The following is a 21,352-nucleotide window of genomic DNA, read 5'->3' as shown; positions in this document are numbered from 1 at the left end:
GCAGTGATCGCATGCCAGAATTACCTGAAGTAGAGGGAGTTGTGCGTGCACTTCAACCTGTCGTGACGGGGAAAGTTATCCGTCACGTACAGGTTTCTAATACGATTTGTACCTCTATTAACGAAGGAAAAGCATGTATTATTAAAGGAATGGATCCAGAAATCTTTTCGGATGCATTAGGGAATATGAAAATTAAAGAGATCAAAAGACGATCTAAATACATCTTTTTCTATTTAAACAAGAACGATATAGACTATGTGCTAGTCAACCATTTAGGGATGACTGGTGCATGGTTCCACGTTCACTCGTTAAATGAAATAACTGAAAGTAAGTTTCAAAAGCACATACATATTGTATTAACTTTTGAAGAAGATGAATTTCTTGTATATGCGGATATTCGCCGCTTTGGCGAAATGCGTCTCTTACACTCTATTGAAGAGTTTCCACCGCTTCTAGAAATAGCGCCAGAGCCTTTTTCGGAAGAAGCATTGCCTCATTTTTTGACAATATCAAATATGCCAAAGTATGCAAATAAGCCTGTCAAAGAAGTGATTATGGATGGTCATGTCATTGCAGGTTGCGGCAATATCTATGCAACGGAGTCATTGTTCCGTATGAAAATTCACCCTGCCAGAAAAATTTCACGTATAAGTGAAAAACGAAAAACAGAGCTATTCCGAACAATTGTAGCTATTTTGCAAGAAAGTATCGATATTGGAGGTTCCAGTATTTCAGATTATCGAAATATAAATGGAGAAGCAGGCGGTATGCAAAATCGTTTGCAGATGTATGGGAAGAAAGCGTGCCCAATATGTCATACTAATACAAAACAAATGGTAATTTCAGGTAGGAATTCGGTGTACTGTCCTAAATGCCAACATTAAAGGTGTGTGAAGTAATGATCATTGGTTTAACCGGAAGTATTGCAAGCGGAAAAAGTACAGTAGCTAAAATGTTACAGGAATTAGGTTTACAGATAGTTGATGCTGACATCGTAGCAAGAGATGTTGTAGAACCAGGAACAGAAACATTGGGCAAAATCGTTGAAGTATTTGGAGAAGATATTTTACTGGAAAACGGTGGATTGAATCGGGCAAAACTAGGAGAGATCATTTTCCATAATCCTGCAAAAAGAAAAGAATTAAACGATATTATTCATCCTGCAATTCGTAAAGAAATGTTGCGACAAAGGGATGAATGGATTGAAAAAGGAGAAAAAAATATAGTAATGGATATTCCATTGCTTTTCGAAAGTCGATTGCAACATTTTGTGGAAAAAATTCTAGTCGTTTCTGTCACAGAGGATATCCAATTAACAAGATTAATGGAACGAAATCACTTATCAGAAAAAGAAGCGAAAGCAAGAATTGCCTCGCAACTTCCTCTTTCTGTAAAAGAAAAAGGTGCTGATGCTGTTATTTATAATAATGGGAATTTTGAAAATACACGTGATCAACTGTTGAAAACACTGGATTTGTGGGACGCTATTTGATAATTGAGTATAATATTCTGAAAATATAAACATTAAAATATAGTTTATATTATGTTTTACTTTCTGAGAAATGTGCTATACTATTCGAGAATAAAACAAATTGAGTATAACGTAGTGAACAGGGAGGATTTTATTCATGACAGCTTCAATTGCTATTAACGGATTTGGCCGTATTGGTCGTATGGTGTTCCGTCAAGCGATACTGCAAGATGATTTAAATATTGTAGCGATAAATGCAAACTATCCAGCCGAAACATTGGCTCATTTAATAAAGTATGACACAACTCATGGCAAATTTAATGGTGAAGTAACAGCAGAAGAAGATGCATTAGTTGTAAATGGTAAACGCGTTCAACTTGTAAATGATCGTAACCCTCAAAACTTGCCTTGGAAAGAAATGGGCGTTGATATCGTTATTGAGGCAACAGGTAAATTTAATGAACGTAGTAAAGCAGCATTACATCTTGAAGCAGGTGCGAAAAAGGTTATTTTAACAGCACCTGGTAAAAACGAAGATGTTACAATCGTAATGGGTGTTAATGATGATAAATTAGATCTTTCAAAACATGACGTTATTTCAAATGCAAGTTGCACAACAAACTGCCTTGCACCAGTTGCAAAAGTTCTAAATGATACATTTGGAATCGACAACGGTTTAATGACGACAGTTCATTCATATACAAACGATCAAAAAAATATTGACAATCCACATAAAGATTTACGACGTGCACGTGCTTGTGCGGAATCTATTATTCCAACTTCTACAGGTGCAGCGAAAGCATTAACACTTGTACTACCTGAATTACAAGGTAAATTACATGGTATGGCTCTACGTGTTCCAACACCTAACGTTTCATTAGTAGACTTAGTTGTAGATTTACAACGAGATGTAACAGTTGAAGAAGTAAATGAAGCATTCAAAAAAGCAGCTGCAGGTCCATTAAAAGGTATTTTAGACTTCACAATGGAACCACTTGTATCTCGTGACTATAATACAAATCCTGCTTCAGCAACAATTGATGGTCTTACTACAATGACAATTGGTTCTCGTAAAGTAAAAGTACTTGCTTGGTATGACAATGAATGGGGTTACTCTTCACGTGTTGTAGATCTTACTAAAAAAGTTGTAGCTGAGTTAAAAGAAACAGTAAATGCATAATTAATTGATTGGCTAAATCCTTCTAACTGATTCAGTTGGAAGGATTTTTTTTTCTGAAATTGCGCAAAATATACTAAAGAATCGAAATTTGAAGGATTTTGATATAGTTATTTTGATGTAAAGGGGAAATTCTACTCTTTTTTTCGATTTATATCATTATTTTTTGATATAATAGATAAACTAATATGTTTCGAAATCAGGAGAGAAAAATTATGAAATGTCCAGCATGTCAATATAACGGAACAAAAGTCATTGATAGTAGACCTGTGGATGATAATAAAGCCATTCGCAGGCGCAGAGAATGTGAATCATGTAGTTTTCGTTTTACCACTTTTGAAAAAGTAGAAGAGATGCCACTCATTGTTATTAAAAAAGATGGTTCACGTGAAGAATTTAGTCGAGAAAAAGTGCTTCGAGGTCTTATTCGTGCGTGTGAAAAGCGTCCAGTTGCTTTAAGTGTGTTAGAGGATTTAGTGTTTAATACTGAGCAAGATTTGCGAAGAATTGGTAACGCAGAAGTAAAAACAGAAGATGTTGGGGAAATGGTTATGGACAGACTTTCTAAAATTGATGAAGTTTCCTATGTTCGTTTTGCATCTGTATACCGTCAATTCAAGGATATTAATGTATTTATCGATGAGTTAAGAGAGTTAATCGAAAAACAATCCAAAGAACGTGAAAAAGAACAGTAAGTGGATGTTTTGGAGGGAGAACCGTTGGTGAATTTATATAAAGAATTGCAACCTGTTGATCGCCTATCTATTCGCGTACCTTTCCCTCTATCTAGTTATGACCGAAAGTTGATCACTCTTTTGTATCAACCCCTTATTGGAGCAGAGCCAATTAGCCTCTATTTTTTGCTATGGGCTGAGGGAGAAAATGTAGACGATAGTGCGATGTCACATTATCATTTGATGAACGCTTTAGATATGCCAATTGGCAAAATTTTCGAATCACGAATAGCACTTGAGGCTATTGGTTTATTACGCACTTGGCGTAAAGACCAGCAAGAAATGCGTTGCTTCATCTATGATGCGATGCCACCTCTTGATGCGGCTACCTTCTTTGATGACCCCCTTTTATCAATGTTCTTGTTTAGCAAAATTGGGGAATCAGCATACCGTAATTTACGGCAACGTTTTGTTTCAAAAGGACTGTCTAATTATGGCTATCAGGAAGTATCTAGAACATTTACAGATGTTTATCGACCTGTTCAGCATAATTTACCATCTGATGAAATACAACTTACAGGATTACAAGAAAAGCCAAAAGAGTTACCTTTTAATTATGAGGATTTTGATTTTAATCTTTTAAGAACGAGTTTATCGGAGCAACTAGTTCCGTCATCCATATTAACAGCAGAAGTAAAAGCAACGATTGCAAAATTAGCTTTTCTTTATCATTTAACACCATTTGATATGCAGAAAATTGTTCTATTAGCACTCGATGATCAAATGATTTTAAGTGATTTACGTTTAAAAAAAGAAGCGGCTGACTATTATAAACTGACAGTATCGAAAGAACCACCAGCGATGCAAACTGTCATGAAAAATCCACAAAAACAAGAAGTCTTTACGCAGACAGCTATGGTAGATGAAGATATTGATCCAATGGAAGCAGAGCTAATACGATGGTTTGAATCGTCTTCCCCAATTGATGTATTAACTGCGGTGGCAGGAGGAAAGGAACCGTTTCCTAATGATCGCCAGTTAGTAGAGGATTTAGTGATGCAATATGGCATGCCAACACCGGTAGTGAACGTATTGATACATTATGTGTTTTTAAGAAATAATGGGAAGTTAAACCGGAAATATATCGAAACAATCGCATCGCATTGGCGCAATACAGGCGTGAAAACAGCAAGGGAAGCGATGAAGTTAGCAAGAGAATTTGAAGAAAATAACGTAACGGATTCTAAAACAGTCGCAACTAAAGAAACAAAAGATTATTCAAAAGAATACAAGATATTAAAAGCTGGAGCAGGGGTGTTTTATCAACTGCCACAGTTTGTGGACTCGGATTATTCTAATATGGAGCAACTAAATAAAGAGTTAATACCTATTTTTAACAGTGTAAAATCAATTGACTTATTAACAATGCTTGTAAAAGGAAAAACGCCATTTGAAAAGGATGTCAAAGTGGTACAAGATTTTACTACGAAGTATGATATACCAACACCTGTAGTGAATGTCCTCATTCACTATGCTTATTATTTAAGTAATGCCAACTTAAATAGTGCTTTCCTGCAAGCAATTGCTTCCAGTTGGCAAAAAAACAATATTCAAACAGCTGAACAAGCTTTAAATTTTGCAAAAGAATACCAAGTGCAGAAAAGTCGCAAGCAATATATGCCAAAGGGTAAACAAACTACGAAAACTCAAAATGTGCCAGATTGGTACTATGAAAATAAATTAAAGCAACAAAAGAAAAAAGACGAAAAACCATCAGAAGAAAAACAAACAGATTATGAAAAGAAACGCCAAGAAATATTGAAAAAACTAGGTATGAATGAAGGAGAGGTGGATTCATAATGGAACCAATCAACAATGAATTAAAAAAAATGATGGATTCACAGTTTCAAGCTCGTTACGATGAAATGCAAAGAGAAATCCTAGAAAATAGAGGGGTTCAAAAATTCCTAGCAGAAAACGATCAAGTAGCAAATCGTGAAATGGTGGAACGAGGATTAGGAAAGCTTTATGAATACGTCAACCAACAACATGATTGTAGCCAATGTGAATCTGTCGCTACTTGTAAAAATGCTATTAAAGCTATTAACGGATTTGTTCCGAAACTAACAGTTATTCGAGGGCAAATAGATGTAGAATATGTTCCTTGTCAAACTAAAAGAATGGAAGATGCACGTCGTAAAGCAGCTTCTATGATCTCTAGTATGCATATGCCTAAAGATGTTCTAAAGGCAAAGATTAGTGATTTAGATACGAGCAATGAGTCAAAAAAAGCGATTCGTACTTTCGCGGAATTATTTATACAAAAAGTACGTAATACAGGGAATTTACCGAGAACTGGTTACTATATTTATGGTAATTTCGGTGTAGGCAAATCCTTTGTGTTGGGTGCAATAGCAAATGAGCTTGCTACGATGGAGATTAAAACTGTAATGGTTTATGTACCTGATTTTCTAAGTGAATTGAAAAGTTCTATTCAAGACCAATCACTTCAAGAAAAGGTTGAATTCGTAAAAAAAGCACCCGTTCTCATGTTGGATGACTTAGGTGCAGAAAATTTATCTCAATGGACAAGAGATGAAATCATCGGGACTATTTTGCAATATCGTATGAATGAAGGCTTACCGGTTTTCATCACATCTAACTTTAATTATGAGCAGCTTGAAAATCATTTCGCCACAACTCAAAAAGGGGAAGTAGATGTTATAAAAGCAGCAAGAATTATGGAACGTATAAAATCTTTAACAACTGATTTTGAAATGATTGGTGAAAATAGAAGGCTTTATCAAGCAGATTAAGCCGTAAATTGATGCTTGATTTTCAAAACAATTCAGTATATAATTGCAACCATAATCTAAATATGAAATGCTTGGAAAAGGACAATAATTTTTTTGCACGACTCAAAGAGAGAGAAGCCATGGCTGAAAGCTTCTTAGTAACGGCATAAAATTTACCGCCTTGGAGCAGCGACAGTGAAATGTGAGTAATTGTCGACGGTAGCGGCCCGTTAGTCGATCTAGAGCTTCATCTACGCAAGGCTATCTTTAGTTTGCATAGAAGGAAGAAGGGTGGAACCACGAGTACAATCTCGTCCCTTTGCGGACGGGGTTTTTTTATGCACTTTTTTAAGTGCTGAGGGATCTTGTCTTAAGGTTGATAGTCGTTGCCGCGACCTGCGGCAACGACTATCTGACCCCCATCTTGTGGCCCGAAGCTCTTGAATATAAAAAAGGAGAGAGATTATTATGGCAGACATGATCAAATTAACATTCCCTGATGGTTCAGTAAAAGAGTTTGAAAAAGGTATTACTACTGATGCAGTAGCGCTATCTATTAGCCCAGGACTTCGCAAAAAAGCAATCGTTGGTAAATTCAATGATGTTTTAGTTGATACTAAAACTCCACTTGAAGCAGACGGTACAATTGCTATTATTACACCAACTGATGATGAAGCACTTGAAGTAATGCGTCACTCAACAGCTCACCTTTTAGCTCAGGCTGTTAAACGATTATTCCCAGGTGTAAAACTTGGTGTTGGTCCTGTAATTGAAGGTGGTTTCTACTACGATATCGATTCTCCAGAACCAATCACTTCTGAAGACTTCTCACGCATCGAAAAAGAAATGAAAAAAATTGTTGCAGAAAATATCGAAATCGTACGTTACGACGTTTCTCGTGCAGAAGCTAAAAAACGTTTCGAGAAAATTGACGATGAATATAAACTAGAACTACTTGAAGCAATTCCAGAAGACGAACAAGTTTCAATCTACGAACAAGGTGATTTCTTCGACCTATGCCGTGGGGTACACGTACCTTCTACAGGTAAAATTAAAGAATTCAAATTATTATCAATAGCTGGTGCATATTGGAGAGGTAACTCAGACAACAAAATGCTACAACGTATTTACGGTACAGCTTTCTTCGATAAAAAAGATTTAAAAGCTCATCTTGAAATGCTTGAAGAGGCAAAAGAACGTGACCATCGTAAAATTGGTAAAGAACTTGAACTGTTCACTACAAATAAATTAGTCGGTCAAGGTTTACCACTATGGTTACCAAACGGTGCTACAATCCGCCGTTCAATTGAACGATACATTGTAGATAAAGAAGTATCTCTTGGCTACAAACATGTTTACACTCCAGTACTAGGATCTAAAGAACTTTATGTAACATCAGGTCACTGGGATCACTACCAAGAAGATATGTTCCCACCAATGGAAATGGACAACGAAACACTAGTGCTTCGTCCAATGAACTGCCCTCACCACATGATGGTCTATAAATCAGGAATGCGTTCATACCGTGATTTACCTTTCCGTGTAGCAGAACTTGGTACAATGCACCGTTACGAAATGAGTGGCGCTGTTTCTGGTTTACAACGTGTTCGAGGCATGACTTTAAATGACGCTCACCTTTTTGTACGCCCAGACCAAATTAAAGAAGAATTTAAAAAAGTAGTTGAATTAATCTTATCTGTTTATAAAGATTTCGAACTAAACGATTACGAATTTAGACTTTCATACCGTGACCCACAAGATACTGAAAAATACTTCGATGACGATGAAATGTGGGAAAAAGCACAAAGCATGTTAAAAGAAGCAATGGATGACCTTGGCTTAGATTACTACGAAGCTGAAGGCGAAGCAGCATTCTATGGTCCAAAACTTGACGTTCAAGTTAAAACTGCCATCGGTAAACAAGAAACTTTATCTACAGTTCAACTCGACTTCTTATTACCAGAACGCTTCGATTTAGGTTATGTTGGGGAAGATGGTAAACAACATCGTCCAGTTGTTATTCACCGTGGTGTTGTATCGACTATGGAACGTTTCGTAGCCTTCTTAATCGAGGAATACAAAGGCGCATTCCCAACTTGGTTAGCACCAGTTCAAGTACAAGTGATTCCTGTATCTAATGATGTTCATTTCGACTACGCTAAACAAGTAGAAGAAAAACTACAAGCTGCAGGCTTCCGTGTAGAAATGGATTACCGTGACGAAAAACTTGGTTACAAAATCCGTGAATCACAAATGAAGAAAATTCCTTACATGCTTGTACTAGGTGACAAAGAATTAGAAGATGGTAGCGTAAATGTTCGACGTTACGGCTCAAAAGATTCTGAAACAGTACCATTTGACGAATTCTTAAAAGCAATTCAAGAAGACGTAGCTCATAAAGGTTAAAGAGAATGGCGCTCGTTAAGCGCGCCAGAATCTGGATAAAGGCTAAAAGCTGAGAACGCTCGTTAACTAATTATAATAGAAGATAAAGCACATCCTTTTTTAAGATAAGGATGTGCTTTTTTTGTACAAAGGGCTTACACAAACAGCAAAAGTATTGCTTTGTGACTGAGAATGTGGCTGGACTACAGAAGTGCAAAAGAAGAGAAAGTATTCATTGAAATTTTTAGTGAACTTTCATTGCTAGGAGATGTAGAGTATGTAGTAATACCTAACTTGTATTAGTTTGAAGAGTACGGCCATACCTCAAGCTAATCATAGTATTAATGGATTATAGAACAATTATTATTTTTTATAAAGAATATAATCAAATGGGTTACTTAAATGGAGTTTACTTATTTAGATTTTTAGATGAAGTTTCTTATAGCGTCCCTCTCGTTTGATGGTTAAAATAGTATTACAAAACAAAAACCGGTATTCTTTTTTGTGTTTTTTTATTGGAGTCATCGAGTTGAGTTAAAGAACAGGAGACTTTAGGGGTGTTGGTAAATGAAGAAAATTAAGATTGGTTTATTAGCTTTATTAATCGTTAGTCTAGCATTGTTATCTTTATACTTGATTAATACTTTAAAAACAAAATCTTTATCTAATGATATTTTAGTTGATGTTAATTTTGATAAAGTTAAAGCGAAATTTGTATATGATACACAGACTGATAAAAGTCAAGATTTTGATAAAAATGAATCAGAGAAAATTATGCAAATTTTTAAAAAAGTTGAATTAAAGCGAGTTCTAAAGACTCCAAAAACAAAAGATACTTATATAGTAGTTGTTGGTGGGAGTGGCGGTTCATTCTTATTTAATGTATCGGATGACGGTTTTGTACTTCTCGATAAAACATTGAATAAATATTATAAATTTGTTGATAAAAAGTTACTTGATGATTTATTAAATATTATAATAAGCAACACCCATAGAGTCGAGGCTACTGAAAAATGATTTAATTCCAAAATTATAAAGTACAAATCTGCTATAACCCTTTAACCAGCCAATTTAAAATTGGGATCCATCTAATTAAATAAGAAAAAAAGAAAAAAGATTGACAAAGACTATATCACATGATAAAGTAATAAAGGTTAATGAATACAAGTTTGTGGTTGAAGAAGAGGCTGCCCGCTTCTCACCTGATCGATCTGAGAATCTTAGTGTTGACAGGTTACATGATAGAACGGATCACGCATTTCGGCGTGTACATATATCTTGCGGGCGGACATTTCGACTATGTCCGCCCTTTTTTAGTGGACAGCGAAATAACCGTACCGATCATCGGGCAACTAGCCCAAACCATGTATTCGCGACACTACTTGGAGGTGGATTGTTATTAGCAAAGACATGTATGTAAACGAAGGCATTCGCGCTCGTGAACTTCGTCTAATCGATCATAACGGTGATCAGCTTGGAGTAAAATCACGCAATGAAGCCTTAACTATTGCAGAACGTGCAAATTTGGATCTTGTCCTTGTGGCTCCTCAAGCCAAGCCACCAGTCGCTCGTATCATGGACTATGGTAAATTCAAATTCGAGCAACAAAAGAAAGATCGCGAAGTACGCAAAAACCAAAAAGTTATCGTAATGAAAGAAGTAAGACTAAGTCCTACTATCGACGAACACGATTTCCAAACAAAATTGCGTAACGGAATTAAGTTCCTTGAAAAAGGGGACAAAGTGAAAGCATCTATTCGCTTTAAAGGTCGTGCAATTACGCACAAAGAGATCGGCCAAAAAGTATTAGATCGCTTCGCAGAAGCTTGTGCTGAAGTTGCAACGGTTGAACAAAAACCGAAAATGGAAGGCAGAAGCATGTTCTTAGTGCTACAACCTAAGAACGAAAAAAAATAAGTTTTAGTCGAACAGTTTAGGAGGAATTCGAAATGCCAAAAATGAAAACTCACCGTGGCGCAGCTAAACGTTTCAAAAAAACGGGTACTGGTAAATTAAAATATGACCGTGCTTTCGGTAGCCACTTATTCGCAAACAAATCTACAAAAGCAAAACGTCACTTACGTAAAGCAAACATCGTTTCTTCAGGTGACTTCAAACGCATCAAATCTTTACTTGCTAACATTAAATAATTCGAAAATAATAATATATTCATGTAAGTGAATAGCAGGAGGTAATTAGTATGCCACGCGTAAAAGGCGGTACTGTAACACGCGCACGTCGTAAAAAAGTTTTAAAATTAGCTAAAGGTTACTTTGGCTCTAAACACACATTATATAAAGTTGCTAACCAAGCAGTAATGAAATCAGGTCAATATGCATATCGTGACCGTCGTCAAAAGAAACGTGATTTCCGTAAATTATGGATCACTCGTATCAACGCTGCTGCTCGCATCAACGGTCTTTCTTACAGCCGTTTAATGCACGGTTTAAAAGTTGCTGAAATCGAAGTTAACCGTAAAATGTTAGCTGATTTAGCAGTAAACGATGCAGCTGCATTCGCTCAATTAGCAGACGCTGCTAAAAAAGCAGTAGCTAAATAATTAATTGCTATTAGCATATTTCAAGCCTATGAATGTATACATTCATAGGCTTTTTTTATGGAGTTATTTTGTTCAGAGTTACATAGAAGATTGCCTATTTTCCTCTGCAATCGAGTGAAATGAGCTAGTTAAGCTGTAAGTGGAACAGAAGGAGTATGAGTAGTGCCAAGTTAAGTTACGAGTGGTGCAAGTTGAGCTGAGTAGTGCAAGTTGATCTAAGTAGTGCAAGTTGATCTGAGTAGTGCAAGTTGAGCTGAGTAGTGCAAGTTAAGCTTTGAGAGGTGCAAGAAAGAGTCTGAGTAGTGCAAGTTAAGCCGTGAGTAGTGCAAGAAAGAGCTCGAGTAGGGAAAGTGTGAATCCAATATTCAAGTCAAGCAATTTAGATTTAGGAAAACTAATAGGTAATAATCATAACTATATAAATTTCCTAAAATCGTTCAAAACCATCATCGACAAGTGACCAATCATCTAATAAAATAAGCGCCACTAATAGTTAATGAACTCAAAAAAGTAAAATCCAAACAAAGGTCTACTAAAATCACCATTTAGACACACCTCACTTCATAAACTCAAAAGAAAAACCTTTCGTTCAATAAGAACGAAAGGTTTTTTCAATTATAGCAACTATTCTTTAAATAGGATTGCAGCAATTTCCTCTTTTGAATGGAGAAAATCACTTAGTCGATATTCATCTAAAACTGCTATATAAGCATGAAGTGCTTTATTTAGTGCACCTTTCAAGCTGCATACAGGAGAGATGATACATCCTACAGATTCAGGATTAAAACAATCTACTAAGTAGAAATCTTCCTCAGTTTGTCGAACGACCTTACCGATGACAATATCCTCTGGCTTCATCGCAAGACAAATGCCGCCACCACGGCCTCTAATTGTTTCAATATATCCAAGCTTACCAAGCTCATGCGTTACTTTCATCAAATGATTCTTTGAAATTCCATATGCATCCGATATTTCTTTAATCGTGGCTAGCTTCTCAGGATCCATCGCACCGAGATAGAGCAGGACACGTAAAGAATAATCGGTATATAAAGTTAATCGCATCCGATACACCACCATTTCTATATCTATTATACCATGTAAAGTAAAATCCCTGTCATTTTTAAAAGATGTAATTTAAATGTGTCTTTTTAGCCAAAGATGTATTTCAAATATGTCTTTTTTGTTAAAGATGTATTTTTGATATTGCTTTAAAGAATAATCGGGTGTATCTTTGAGTTGTTAAAAGAAAAGGAGTGTTGATCATGTTATCACAACAAACTATGGATATTGTAAAATCAACCGCACCAGTATTAGAAGTACACGGAACAGCCATTACAAAAACTTTCTATAAAAATATGTTCGAAGCACATCCAGAATTATTAAACATCTTCAACCATGCAAACCAAGCAAAAGGTCGTCAACAAGCAGCATTAGCTAACACAGTTTATGCAGCAGCAGTTCATATTGAAAATCTAGGAGCAATTATGCCAGTTGTTCGCCAAATTGCACAAAAACACCGTAGCTTAGGTATTAAACCAGAACATTATCCAATCGTTGGAGAATTTTTACTAGGAGCAATTAAGGAAGTTCTTGGGGATGCAGCAACTGATGAAATCATCAATGCTTGGGCAGAAGCATATGGTGTGATCGCTGATGCATTCATTGCAACTGAAGAAGAAATGTACAAAGAAGCTGAAAGCCAAGAAGGTGGCTGGAGATTCTTCAAAGAATTTGAAATCGCTGATAAAGTTAAAGAAAACGATGAAATCACTTCATTCTACTTAAGACCAGTTGTTGGAAAAGAATTACCTGAATACAAACCAGGTCAATATATTACAGTTCAAGTTCAAATCCCTGGTGAAGAATTCGTTCATAACCGTCAATATAGCTTATCAAGAGCTCCAGAAAAAGATGCATTCTTCCGTATTTCTGTAAAACGTGAAGATATAAACGATCCACAAGGTAAAGTATCCGTTTACCTACACGACCAAGCTCGAATTGGTGATCGTATCCAAGTTAGTGCACCTGCAGGGGACTTCCAATTAGACCTTGCTTCTAAAGCACCAGTAACATTCATCGCAGGTGGGGTTGGTATTACTCCATTAATGAGTATGTTCGATACTTTAGCTGCACTTGATCCAAACAGAAAAACAACACTTATTCATAGCGCACGTACAGCAAAATTACATGTTTTCGACAAAGAAATTTCTAATAACCTTGAAAAAATGCCAAATGCAAGCTATATCGCATTAAATACAGATGAAGTTGGGCACATCACAAAAGAATTCTTACAAGAAAACGTTAGCCTTGAAAATGATGTTTATGTTTGTGGACCATCAGTATTCATGGAAGCAATTATCAACCACTTATATGCAATTGGTTTCAAAGAATCTCAAATTCACTTCGAATTCTTTGGTCCAGCAATGCAATTAAAAGTTAACGTTAACGCATAAGAAGACAAAAAATATAGCGAAGAGCCCAAAAAGTAGCTAGAATTCAAATCTAGCTACTTTTTTTATAATGATTTTAAATAAAACTTCAATTTTTCGTAACATAACAAATAAAAAATCCAACATTTTATTAATTTCTCTATATATGAATCTTTATACCTAGTAAAAATTTGTTATTCTATTAGTATAGAGTTAGGTATATAGATGTGTTAGTAGTAAAGGAGAGTAGTTATAATGAAGAATATCAAAGTATTGGCAGTAATATTTGTAGCGATGATTGTATGTACAGTTAGTATGCATCATGCTCATGCTGAAGAGTTTGGGCCAGCGAATCCTGATAGTACGACGAAGTGGGAAACAACACCTAAAGTAGTTGATACTTCTAGCAATAAACTACGCTTAATGAAATCAGAACCAATCATTGCAGATATTTCAAAATGGCAAGGAAATATCGATTGGGCGAAAGCTAGTAAAATGATAGATTTAGCAATTATTCGTACACAACATGGTAGTACGGATGAAGATACATATCATAAGAAGAATGAAGCTGGTGCCAAAAAATACGGCGTACCATTTGGCGTATATGCTTATAATTTGGCGGTTTCTTCTGCGGATGCAAAGGTAGAAGCAAATGATTTTTATAACCGAGCAGACAAAGATGCTCAATTTTATGTAATTGATGTAGAACAGAATACCAGTCTATCAGGCGAAAGTATGCGAACAATTACGAATGCATATATCAAACAACTTCGTACAAAAACAGATAAGAAAATTGGGATATATATTGCACATCATTTGTACAAAAGCTTTAATCTAGATACATCAAATGCAGATTTTGTATGGATTCCTCGTTATAGTACATCTAAGCCAGATTATGACTATGATCTATGGCAGTATACGGACAAGGGAAGAATCGATGGAATTAATGCCAATGTCGATTTGAATCGATTAAATCCAAATCTTACATTAGATGAATTCTTAAATACTGAACCACCAGAAGAGGATAATAGTGAGAGTTCAGAAGAAAACTCAGAAGAAAATGAAAGTGAAACTGAGACGGCAAGTGTGCATGTAGATTATCATACATCAAATCCTAAACAGATCATCTTAAATAAGGATACAGCTCAATACAGCAACAGTAATTTAGAAGCATCTACAAAAACGGCCACTTTAAAAAAGGGACAAGTACTTGAAACAGTTGCACTTGTAAATAGTACGCAAGATAAAAAGGCATTACAATTAACAAATGGACAATATATTACAGCAGATAAAACAGTTGCGATTAAACAATCAGCCACAATTGATTCATATTATACAAAAAAGCCATCTTATGTGATTTTAAATAAAGATGTAGGTGCATATTCTTCTACTAATTTTACTAATTCAACTAAAATTTTTAATGTTAAAAAGAACACCATTTTAACCATTAAAGACATTGAATATACTTCAACAGGTATTCCAAGATTTAAAACGGTATCTGGTAGTTATATTACTGCAAACAAATCTTATGTAAATCCATTAACTTCAAAGTTTAAAGACTATGTAGTAAAGAAACCAAGTTATGTAAAACTTACAAAAGATATTAATCAATACAGTAGTACTTCCTTTACAGCAGCCACAAAAAGCTCTGTTCTAAAAAAAGGTAAGGTAGTGAATATAAAAAGCATAAGTTTCACATCATCAGGTACACCGCGCCTTCAACTTACAAATGGTTTATACATTACAGCAAATAGAAGTTGTTTAATCGCATACTAAATACTAGAAACGCGGATTCCGTGACTTGAATCTGCGTTTTTATATTAAGTTTCAAATAAAAATACGATAATTGTTAGAATAATGTAAAATAAGCGTAACTATCGTAATATATTTGAAGGCAAGATGTTTTATATTTTATCTTGAATTTTTGGTATTCTTTAGTTGATGGGGAATTATACATCAAAAATTTGCAAAAATACATAGAAGGAGAAGAGAATAGTGAAAGTTATTAGGAATTTAGCAGTTATGCTTTGCTTGTCTATAGCATGTCTTGTAACGGTGCATACTGCATCTGCAGAAGAACTTGCACCTGCAAACCCAGACCATACAACAAAGTGGGAAACAGCACCAATTACAGGGAATTTATTAAAGAAAGCTTCGTCAGAACCAACGATTGCGGATATTTCTTATTATCAAAAAGATATTGATTGGAGTAAAGCTAGTACAGCATTAGATCTAGTGATTATCCGTACACAATATGGTAGTACATTTGAAGATCCAAAGCATACAACATATGAGGCAGGAGCCAAGAAATATGGCGTACCATTTGGTGTGTATTCATATAGTTTGGCAGAATCATCAAGTGATGCAAAAGTAGAAGCAAACAATTTTTATAATCGCGCTAGTAAAGATGCGAAATTTTATGTACTCGATGTAGAACAAAATACGAGTAAATCAGGCGAAAGCATGCGCACGATCATTAATGCTTATGTAAATCAATTACGTAAAAAAACGGATAAGAAGATTGGCCTTTACATAGCTAACCATTTATATGACGAATTTAACTTGGATACATCTAAGTTCGATTTTGTATGGATTCCAAGATACAACAATAGTACAGCTGCTCCATCACATCCCTATGATTTATGGCAATATACAGACCAAGGGCGAGTACCGGGAATTAGTACATATGTTGATTTAAACCGCCTAAATCCTAATGTGAATTTGAGTTATCTTACAGGTAAAAGTGATGTCACAACAGCAAGTAACCCGAGATATTACACAACAAACCCAGGTAAAATTGCAACCAAGGTTCAATTGAATCAATATGCATCTACAAGTTTCATAAATGCTACAAAAGGAAAAGTCATTCCAAAAAATACGTTAATTGATGTAGCGGGTATTGTAAAAACATCTGCTGGTACCCCTAGACTAAAACTAGATAATGGCATGTATTTAACAGCAAATCGTGACTATGTTGTAAAAGTAACTTCTAATATTGATCAATACTACACAAAAACACCAAGCAAAATTCTAGTAAAATCAAACTTAAATGCATATAACAATGCAAACTTAGAAAAGTTACTAGTTGGTGTTAAGAAAAATACAGTATTGAGTATTAAAGATCTTGCGTATTCTTCAGGTGGTACACCTCGCTTAAAAACCGTTTCTGGATCATACATTACAGCAAGTAAAGACTTTGTAAGAGTCGTTACACCATCGATTACTAATTATATTTATGTTAATCCTGGTACAGTTCAATTAAAGAAAAGTGTTTACCAATATAGCAGTACAAACTTTACCTCAGCAACAAAAGGAAAAGTACTTGGTAAAGGCAAAAAGTTAACTGTGAAATCCATCTCATTTACATCTGCTGGAACACCAAGACTAAAATTAACAAATGGTAACTATATTACTGCAAATAAGTCTTATGTGGTAGCAAGATAAGTGGTTTTTGAATAAGTGTTATGGAACACAGATCTTTGCATATAGAGAATTCTTTCTCTATATGCTTTTTTTATCTAAGCGCTGTTAATTTTATTATGGCATTTGAAAGGAATAGTTAGCCAGCAAGCCTTTAAGAAAGTGCGAGAACGAACCATGTGAGTCAAAAGAATTGCGTAGTGGTTTGAGCGCTTAGCGTGTCAGCACTTTGAATAAAAAAGACAGTATGATCCATTAACATAACCTTTATCTAAAAAGTGATAATGCGAGAAAAAGATTCCAGGAGGAGCTATGTATACTTATCTATCTACTATACTAAATAGTTATTTTTTACTAATGTTCATAATAGGCTTTATCACAATGGGTGTTGATAAATGGAAAGCGATTAATAACCGATGGCGTATACCAGAAAAGCGATTATGGTTAATCGCTTGGATTGGTGGAGCAGCTGGTACTTGGTTGGGTATGATTGTATTCCATCATAAAACACGACATCTTCAATTTGTTTATGGCTTTACAATACTAATGTTTATAGAAGCGTTTATTATTTATAAAATTTAGAGAAGAGAGCAGGCAGTGATGTTGGCTCTCTTTGCTTGTTAGTATTAATTTTCTACATTATTTCTTTTCAATAGCTACCTTTTCAGATACGATGAGAAAGAAGAAATTTATAATTAGATTAAAGGTAGGTATAACAATGAACGACACATTAAAAGTACAACTTATTCATGAAGATGCGAAAATGCCATTTCGTGCTAATCCGGGGGATGCAGGATTAGATTTATATGCGGTTGAAGAGCAAGTGATCAAGGCAGGGGAATCGGCTTTAATTCCTACTGGTATCGTCATTGAATTACCTAAAGGCACGGAAGCTCAGGTGCGTCCTAGAAGCGGTCTAGCATTAAAACATGCTGTAACAGTACTAAATAGCCCTGGAACTGTCGATGAAGGTTATCGAGGCGAAATCAAAATCATATTAATTAATCATGGCAAAAAGGATTTCTTAGTAGAAAAACATATGCGAATTGCGCAAATGGTTATTGCACCAGTTCTTCAAGTACAAGTAGAACAAGTAGAAGAAGTTTCTGATTCAACTCGCTCAGCGCAAGGTTTTGGTTCATCAGGAAAATTCTAAATATTATTTTGAATTTACTTACAATTGGGATTATAATTAACGAGTACTGATTATTTAGGGGGTCGAAATAATGGTTCAATACGATGAAACATTAACGATGTTAAAGGATTTAACTGATGCACGTGCAATTGCTGGTAATGAAAAAGAATCTCGTGATGTCATGACAAAATATATTACACCATATGCAGACAGGGTAGAAAATGATAACTTGGGTGCTGTCATTGCTGAAAAAGTTGGTGATCCAAACGGTCCGAAAATCATGGTGGCTGGTCACTTAGATGAAGTTGGATTTATGGTCACTCAAATTGATGACAAAGGTTTTTTGAAATTCCAAACGGTTGGTGGCTGGTGGTCACAAGTGATGCTTGCTCAACGTGTACAAGTCGTGACACGTTCTGGTGAAACAATTGTAGGTGTTATTGGTTCAAAACCACCTCATATTTTACCTGCAGCTGCTCGTAAACAGCCTTATGAAATTAAAGATATGTTCATCGATATCGGTGCATCTTCTAAAGAAGAAGCAAAAAGTTGGGGTGTAACACCTGGTGATATGGTAACACCTTATTTTGAATTTTCAGTAATGAAAAACGAAAAACATTTACTAGCAAAAGCATGGGATAACCGTATCGGCTGTGCAATTGCTATCGAAGTATTAAAAGGATTAAAAGATGTAAAACACCCTAACATCGTTTATGGTTGTGGCGTAGTGCAAGAGGAAGTGGGACTACGTGGTTCTAAAACTGCTGCTCATAAGATTAATCCTGATATCGGTTTTGCTGTTGATGTCGGTATTGCAGGAGATACTCCAGGAATCTCTTCAAAAGAATCAAACAGTAAAATGGGCGCTGGACCACAAATAATAATTTATGACAGCTCAATGGTGGCGCATAAAGGTTTACGTGATCTTGTTGTGGACACTGCAGAAGAAAACGAGATTCCATATCAATTTGAAGCAATCCCTGGTGGCGGTACAGATGCAGGCTCCATCCATTTAACAGCAAATGGTGTACCCGCACTATCTATCGGTATCGCAACACGGTATATTCACTCACATGCAGGAATCTTGCATCGCGATGACTTTGAAAATACAGTAAAATTAGTGATTGAAGTCATTAAAAAATTAGACCGTGAAACAGTAAATAAGATCATTTTTGAATAATAAGGAATATAATTATATTAGAAGTGGAAAAAACAATGATAAGATTTTTTGTTTTTTCCATTTCATATCAATTGTAAAATACAAGTAATCAGACATTACCAATACAATTAGCTAGTGAAATATGGTGTTTCTAAAGAAACAAGTTGTAAATGAATTAAAAGTAATCCTCCTATTGAAGGAAAAGAAGAGGTACGGTAGCAGAAGTATCTGCCAAAACTTCGATTAAATTGAACAATCCAAAATGGAGCTGCTCAGAACAAATACTTAATTTTTGTATGTCCAATATATTATCATGAATCCATAAAGTTGCTTTTTTATGATTTATATATATAATAATTTATGAGCTCTTATTTGGAGGGATAAACTTGGACATTGACCTGGAATTACAGGGAAAAGATGCCTTTCGTGAAGTTATTTTAGAAGGGAATTTTGAACGGATTGCCATATGGTTAGATGGTGAGTGGTCTGTTGTTGATTCTCCGTTGTATCAAACAAAATCTAGGGAAGAAAAGCCAATAAGTATTCTTTATGAAAAGGATTTATTAGGTTCGTATGAAAATGAGGATTTCTTAGAGATGTTAATTAATCAAATTGACGAATTGTTTGGTATGGTGTCTTAGTAGGAATTCATTTTTTTACTTAGATTGATAAGTTATAAAAAACTAAAGTCTTATTTATATACTTACACGCTAAATAGAAATTAGCGTGTTTTTTATTTTTGATAAAAAGAAATGTAGTTACTTATTAAGTAAAAGCCGAGGATTCTTTATAGAAGAATCCTCGGCTTTTGAAATTTATTAAAAGAACCTTTTTCTCCAGAAAATAAATGCAGTTGTACTGGATAAAAAGATAGAAATAGTCATTGCAATCCAAAATGCATGTTTATAATGCTGAAACGGAATAGGAACGTTCATACCGTAAAAACTTGCCACCATAGTTGGTAGAGATAAGATAATCGTAAAGGATGTCAAAAATTTCATTACAATATTTAAATTATTTGAAATAACGGATGCAAAAGCATCCATCATCCCACTTAAAATTGATGAATGCGTTTCAGCCATCTCAATAGCTTGTTGATTTTCAACAATTACATCCTCTAACAATTCCTTGTCATCTTCAAACATTTTTAGGTAATTGCTCTTTAGCATTTTTTGCATGACTATGTTATTTGATTTTAAAGAAGTAGTAATATAGACCAAACTTTTTTCAAGATTTAATAACGTAAATAGTTCTTTATTTTTCATAGACTGATGTAATTCTTTTTCAATTTCATCTGTCTTTTTGTTGATTAGTTTTAAATTTTTAAGAAACGAAGTTGCTATTATATAAAGAATTTGTAAAGCAAATCTTGTTTTTTTATAAGTGAAAAATTGTTTTACTTTATTCTGTACAAACATTTGAAATATAGGATTGTCTTTTAAACAAACTGTTATAAAACAACCATTAGCGATAATCATTCCTAAAGGAATCGTGTCATATATAGCTAAACCACTATCGTCCTTTGACATTAAAGGCACATTGACGATTATCAATATATTATCATCGTCTTTTTCAATCCTTGATCGTTCCTCTTCGTCCAATGGATCTCTTAAAAAGTCTAATGGAATTTGTACTTTATCTGCAATATAGTTAATCTCTTCTTCTGTTGGCGATACTAGATTAATCCAGCATCCTTTGGTTATTTCTGTTATTTCTTCCAATTTGCTATTTTCATTTGTCAAATACATGTTCAACATTAAAGTAACCTCCTCATTTATACTGAGGAAATCGATATAGTTCCAGTCGTAGTAAAGAGTTGATTTTTTACGTGAGTAATCAACCTTTTTAAGAGTGGTACAATTATGACTTCCTCTTTACACGCCCTGGGATCAGGATCGTTACAACTTCGACTACCCAAAAAAAATCAACTCCTTTTCATTTCTTCAATATAAATAAGCACATTTAATATCATATACTGACTGTATTTACTTGTAAACTCGTATGTTATAACTAAATAATTAAATTTATATTAAAACGAATTAATTTCATAAATCCATTTTTAGTTTTTTAATACGAACATTTTAACACATTTACTTTTCCATATTCAGATTTGTATGCTCCACTACAGACGGCACTTTCAACTTTGC

At 34.8% G+C, this 21,352-nt stretch carries 20 protein-coding genes and 1 other annotated feature; of the genes, 18 read left to right on the top strand and 2 right to left on the bottom strand.

Annotated elements, in window-relative coordinates; translation table 11 throughout:
- Positions 1-11: 11 nt before the first annotated feature.
- The 11 genes from mutM to rplT all read left to right on the top strand — a co-directional run bounded on the left by mutM (position 12) and on the right by rplT (position 11,062).
- Positions 12-884, top strand: coding sequence for a bifunctional DNA-formamidopyrimidine glycosylase/DNA-(apurinic or apyrimidinic site) lyase (mutM, locus tag Q8X41_RS07290; protein WP_397539589.1), 873 nt, complete (start codon positions 12-14; stop codon positions 882-884).
- 14 nt (positions 885-898) lie between these two features.
- Positions 899-1,492: a dephospho-CoA kinase gene (coaE, locus tag Q8X41_RS07285; RefSeq protein WP_397540216.1), complete on the top strand. Its 594-nt coding sequence runs from the start codon at positions 899-901 to the stop codon at positions 1,490-1,492.
- 136 nt (positions 1,493-1,628) lie between these two features.
- Positions 1,629-2,651, top strand: coding sequence for a glyceraldehyde-3-phosphate dehydrogenase (locus tag Q8X41_RS07280; protein ID WP_397539588.1), 1,023 nt, complete (start codon positions 1,629-1,631; stop codon positions 2,649-2,651).
- A 212-nt stretch (positions 2,652-2,863) separates the two neighbouring features.
- A complete protein-coding gene (nrdR, locus tag Q8X41_RS07275; protein WP_397539587.1) occupies positions 2,864-3,343 on the top strand; it encodes a transcriptional regulator NrdR in 480 nt (159 codons plus the stop codon).
- A 27-nt stretch (positions 3,344-3,370) separates the two neighbouring features.
- Positions 3,371-5,182, top strand: a complete 1,812-nt coding sequence (locus tag Q8X41_RS07270; RefSeq protein ID WP_397540215.1) for a DnaD domain protein — start codon at positions 3,371-3,373, stop codon at positions 5,180-5,182.
- Entirely contained in the window at positions 5,182-6,138 is a 957-nt protein-coding gene (gene dnaI / locus Q8X41_RS07265; protein WP_397539586.1) for a primosomal protein DnaI, read from the top strand. The genes Q8X41_RS07270 and dnaI overlap by 1 nt, the downstream gene beginning before the upstream one ends.
- A gap of 63 nt (positions 6,139-6,201) precedes the next feature.
- Positions 6,202-6,439 (top strand) — a binding site (T-box leader).
- A 146-nt stretch (positions 6,440-6,585) separates the two neighbouring features.
- Positions 6,586-8,523, top strand: a complete 1,938-nt coding sequence (thrS, locus tag Q8X41_RS07260; protein ID WP_397539585.1) for a threonine--tRNA ligase — start codon at positions 6,586-6,588, stop codon at positions 8,521-8,523.
- Between the two features lie 546 nt (positions 8,524-9,069).
- A complete protein-coding gene (locus Q8X41_RS07255; RefSeq protein ID WP_397539584.1) occupies positions 9,070-9,519 on the top strand; it encodes a hypothetical protein in 450 nt (149 codons plus the stop codon).
- Positions 9,520-9,912: 393 nt separating this feature from the next.
- Complete coding sequence (gene infC, locus Q8X41_RS07250) at positions 9,913-10,419, top strand: translation initiation factor IF-3 (RefSeq protein ID WP_146013856.1); 507 nt, start codon at positions 9,913-9,915, stop codon at positions 10,417-10,419.
- 32 nt (positions 10,420-10,451) lie between these two features.
- Positions 10,452-10,652, top strand: coding sequence for a 50S ribosomal protein L35 (rpmI, locus tag Q8X41_RS07245; RefSeq protein ID WP_397539582.1), 201 nt, complete (start codon positions 10,452-10,454; stop codon positions 10,650-10,652).
- A gap of 50 nt (positions 10,653-10,702) precedes the next feature.
- Entirely contained in the window at positions 10,703-11,062 is a 360-nt protein-coding gene (rplT, locus tag Q8X41_RS07240) for a 50S ribosomal protein L20 (protein WP_066788767.1), read from the top strand.
- 624 nt (positions 11,063-11,686) lie between these two features.
- Here rplT and Q8X41_RS07235 read toward each other — a convergent pair.
- A complete protein-coding gene (locus Q8X41_RS07235; protein WP_397539580.1) occupies positions 11,687-12,124 on the bottom strand; it encodes an Rrf2 family transcriptional regulator in 438 nt (145 codons plus the stop codon).
- A 200-nt stretch (positions 12,125-12,324) separates the two neighbouring features.
- Here Q8X41_RS07235 and hmpA point away from each other — a divergent pair, with 200 nt between their 5' ends.
- From hmpA to Q8X41_RS07200, 7 genes are all read left to right on the top strand, one after another.
- A complete protein-coding gene (hmpA, locus tag Q8X41_RS07230; RefSeq protein ID WP_397539579.1) occupies positions 12,325-13,515 on the top strand; it encodes an NO-inducible flavohemoprotein in 1,191 nt (396 codons plus the stop codon).
- Positions 13,516-13,746: 231 nt separating this feature from the next.
- Positions 13,747-15,267, top strand: a complete 1,521-nt coding sequence (locus tag Q8X41_RS07225; RefSeq protein WP_397539578.1) for a DUF5776 domain-containing protein — start codon at positions 13,747-13,749, stop codon at positions 15,265-15,267.
- 219 nt (positions 15,268-15,486) lie between these two features.
- Positions 15,487-16,935 (top strand): DUF5776 domain-containing protein, encoded by a 1,449-nt coding sequence (locus Q8X41_RS07220; protein WP_397539577.1) that lies wholly within the window; start codon positions 15,487-15,489, stop codon positions 16,933-16,935.
- Between the two features lie 288 nt (positions 16,936-17,223).
- Positions 17,224-17,493 carry a DUF1294 domain-containing protein gene (locus tag Q8X41_RS07215; RefSeq protein WP_397539576.1) on the top strand — a complete coding sequence of 90 codons (270 nt, stop codon included), beginning with the start codon at positions 17,224-17,226 and terminating at the stop codon, positions 17,491-17,493.
- A 136-nt stretch (positions 17,494-17,629) separates the two neighbouring features.
- Positions 17,630-18,067, top strand: a complete 438-nt coding sequence (dut, locus tag Q8X41_RS07210) for a dUTP diphosphatase (RefSeq protein WP_397539575.1) — start codon at positions 17,630-17,632, stop codon at positions 18,065-18,067.
- A 70-nt stretch (positions 18,068-18,137) separates the two neighbouring features.
- On the top strand, positions 18,138-19,226 hold the full coding sequence (locus Q8X41_RS07205) for a M42 family metallopeptidase (protein WP_397539574.1): 1,089 nt from the start codon (positions 18,138-18,140) through the stop codon (positions 19,224-19,226).
- A gap of 365 nt (positions 19,227-19,591) precedes the next feature.
- The gene (locus Q8X41_RS07200; RefSeq protein ID WP_397539573.1) at positions 19,592-19,846 is read left to right on the top strand and encodes a hypothetical protein; all 255 of its coding nucleotides are present in this window, start codon (positions 19,592-19,594) and stop codon (positions 19,844-19,846) included.
- Between the two features lie 177 nt (positions 19,847-20,023).
- Here Q8X41_RS07200 and Q8X41_RS07195 read toward each other — a convergent pair whose 3' ends face one another.
- A complete protein-coding gene (locus Q8X41_RS07195) occupies positions 20,024-20,962 on the bottom strand; it encodes a magnesium transporter CorA family protein (RefSeq protein WP_397539572.1) in 939 nt (312 codons plus the stop codon).
- Positions 20,963-21,352 lie beyond the last annotated feature (390 nt).

The sequence above is a fragment of the Rummeliibacillus pycnus genome (genome assembly GCF_044359855.1).
GTDB lineage: Bacteria > Bacillota > Bacilli > Bacillales_A > Planococcaceae > Rummeliibacillus > Rummeliibacillus pycnus_A.
Note: the sequence above shows the minus strand (reverse complement) of the source record. Positions and strands in the feature narration are given on the sequence as shown.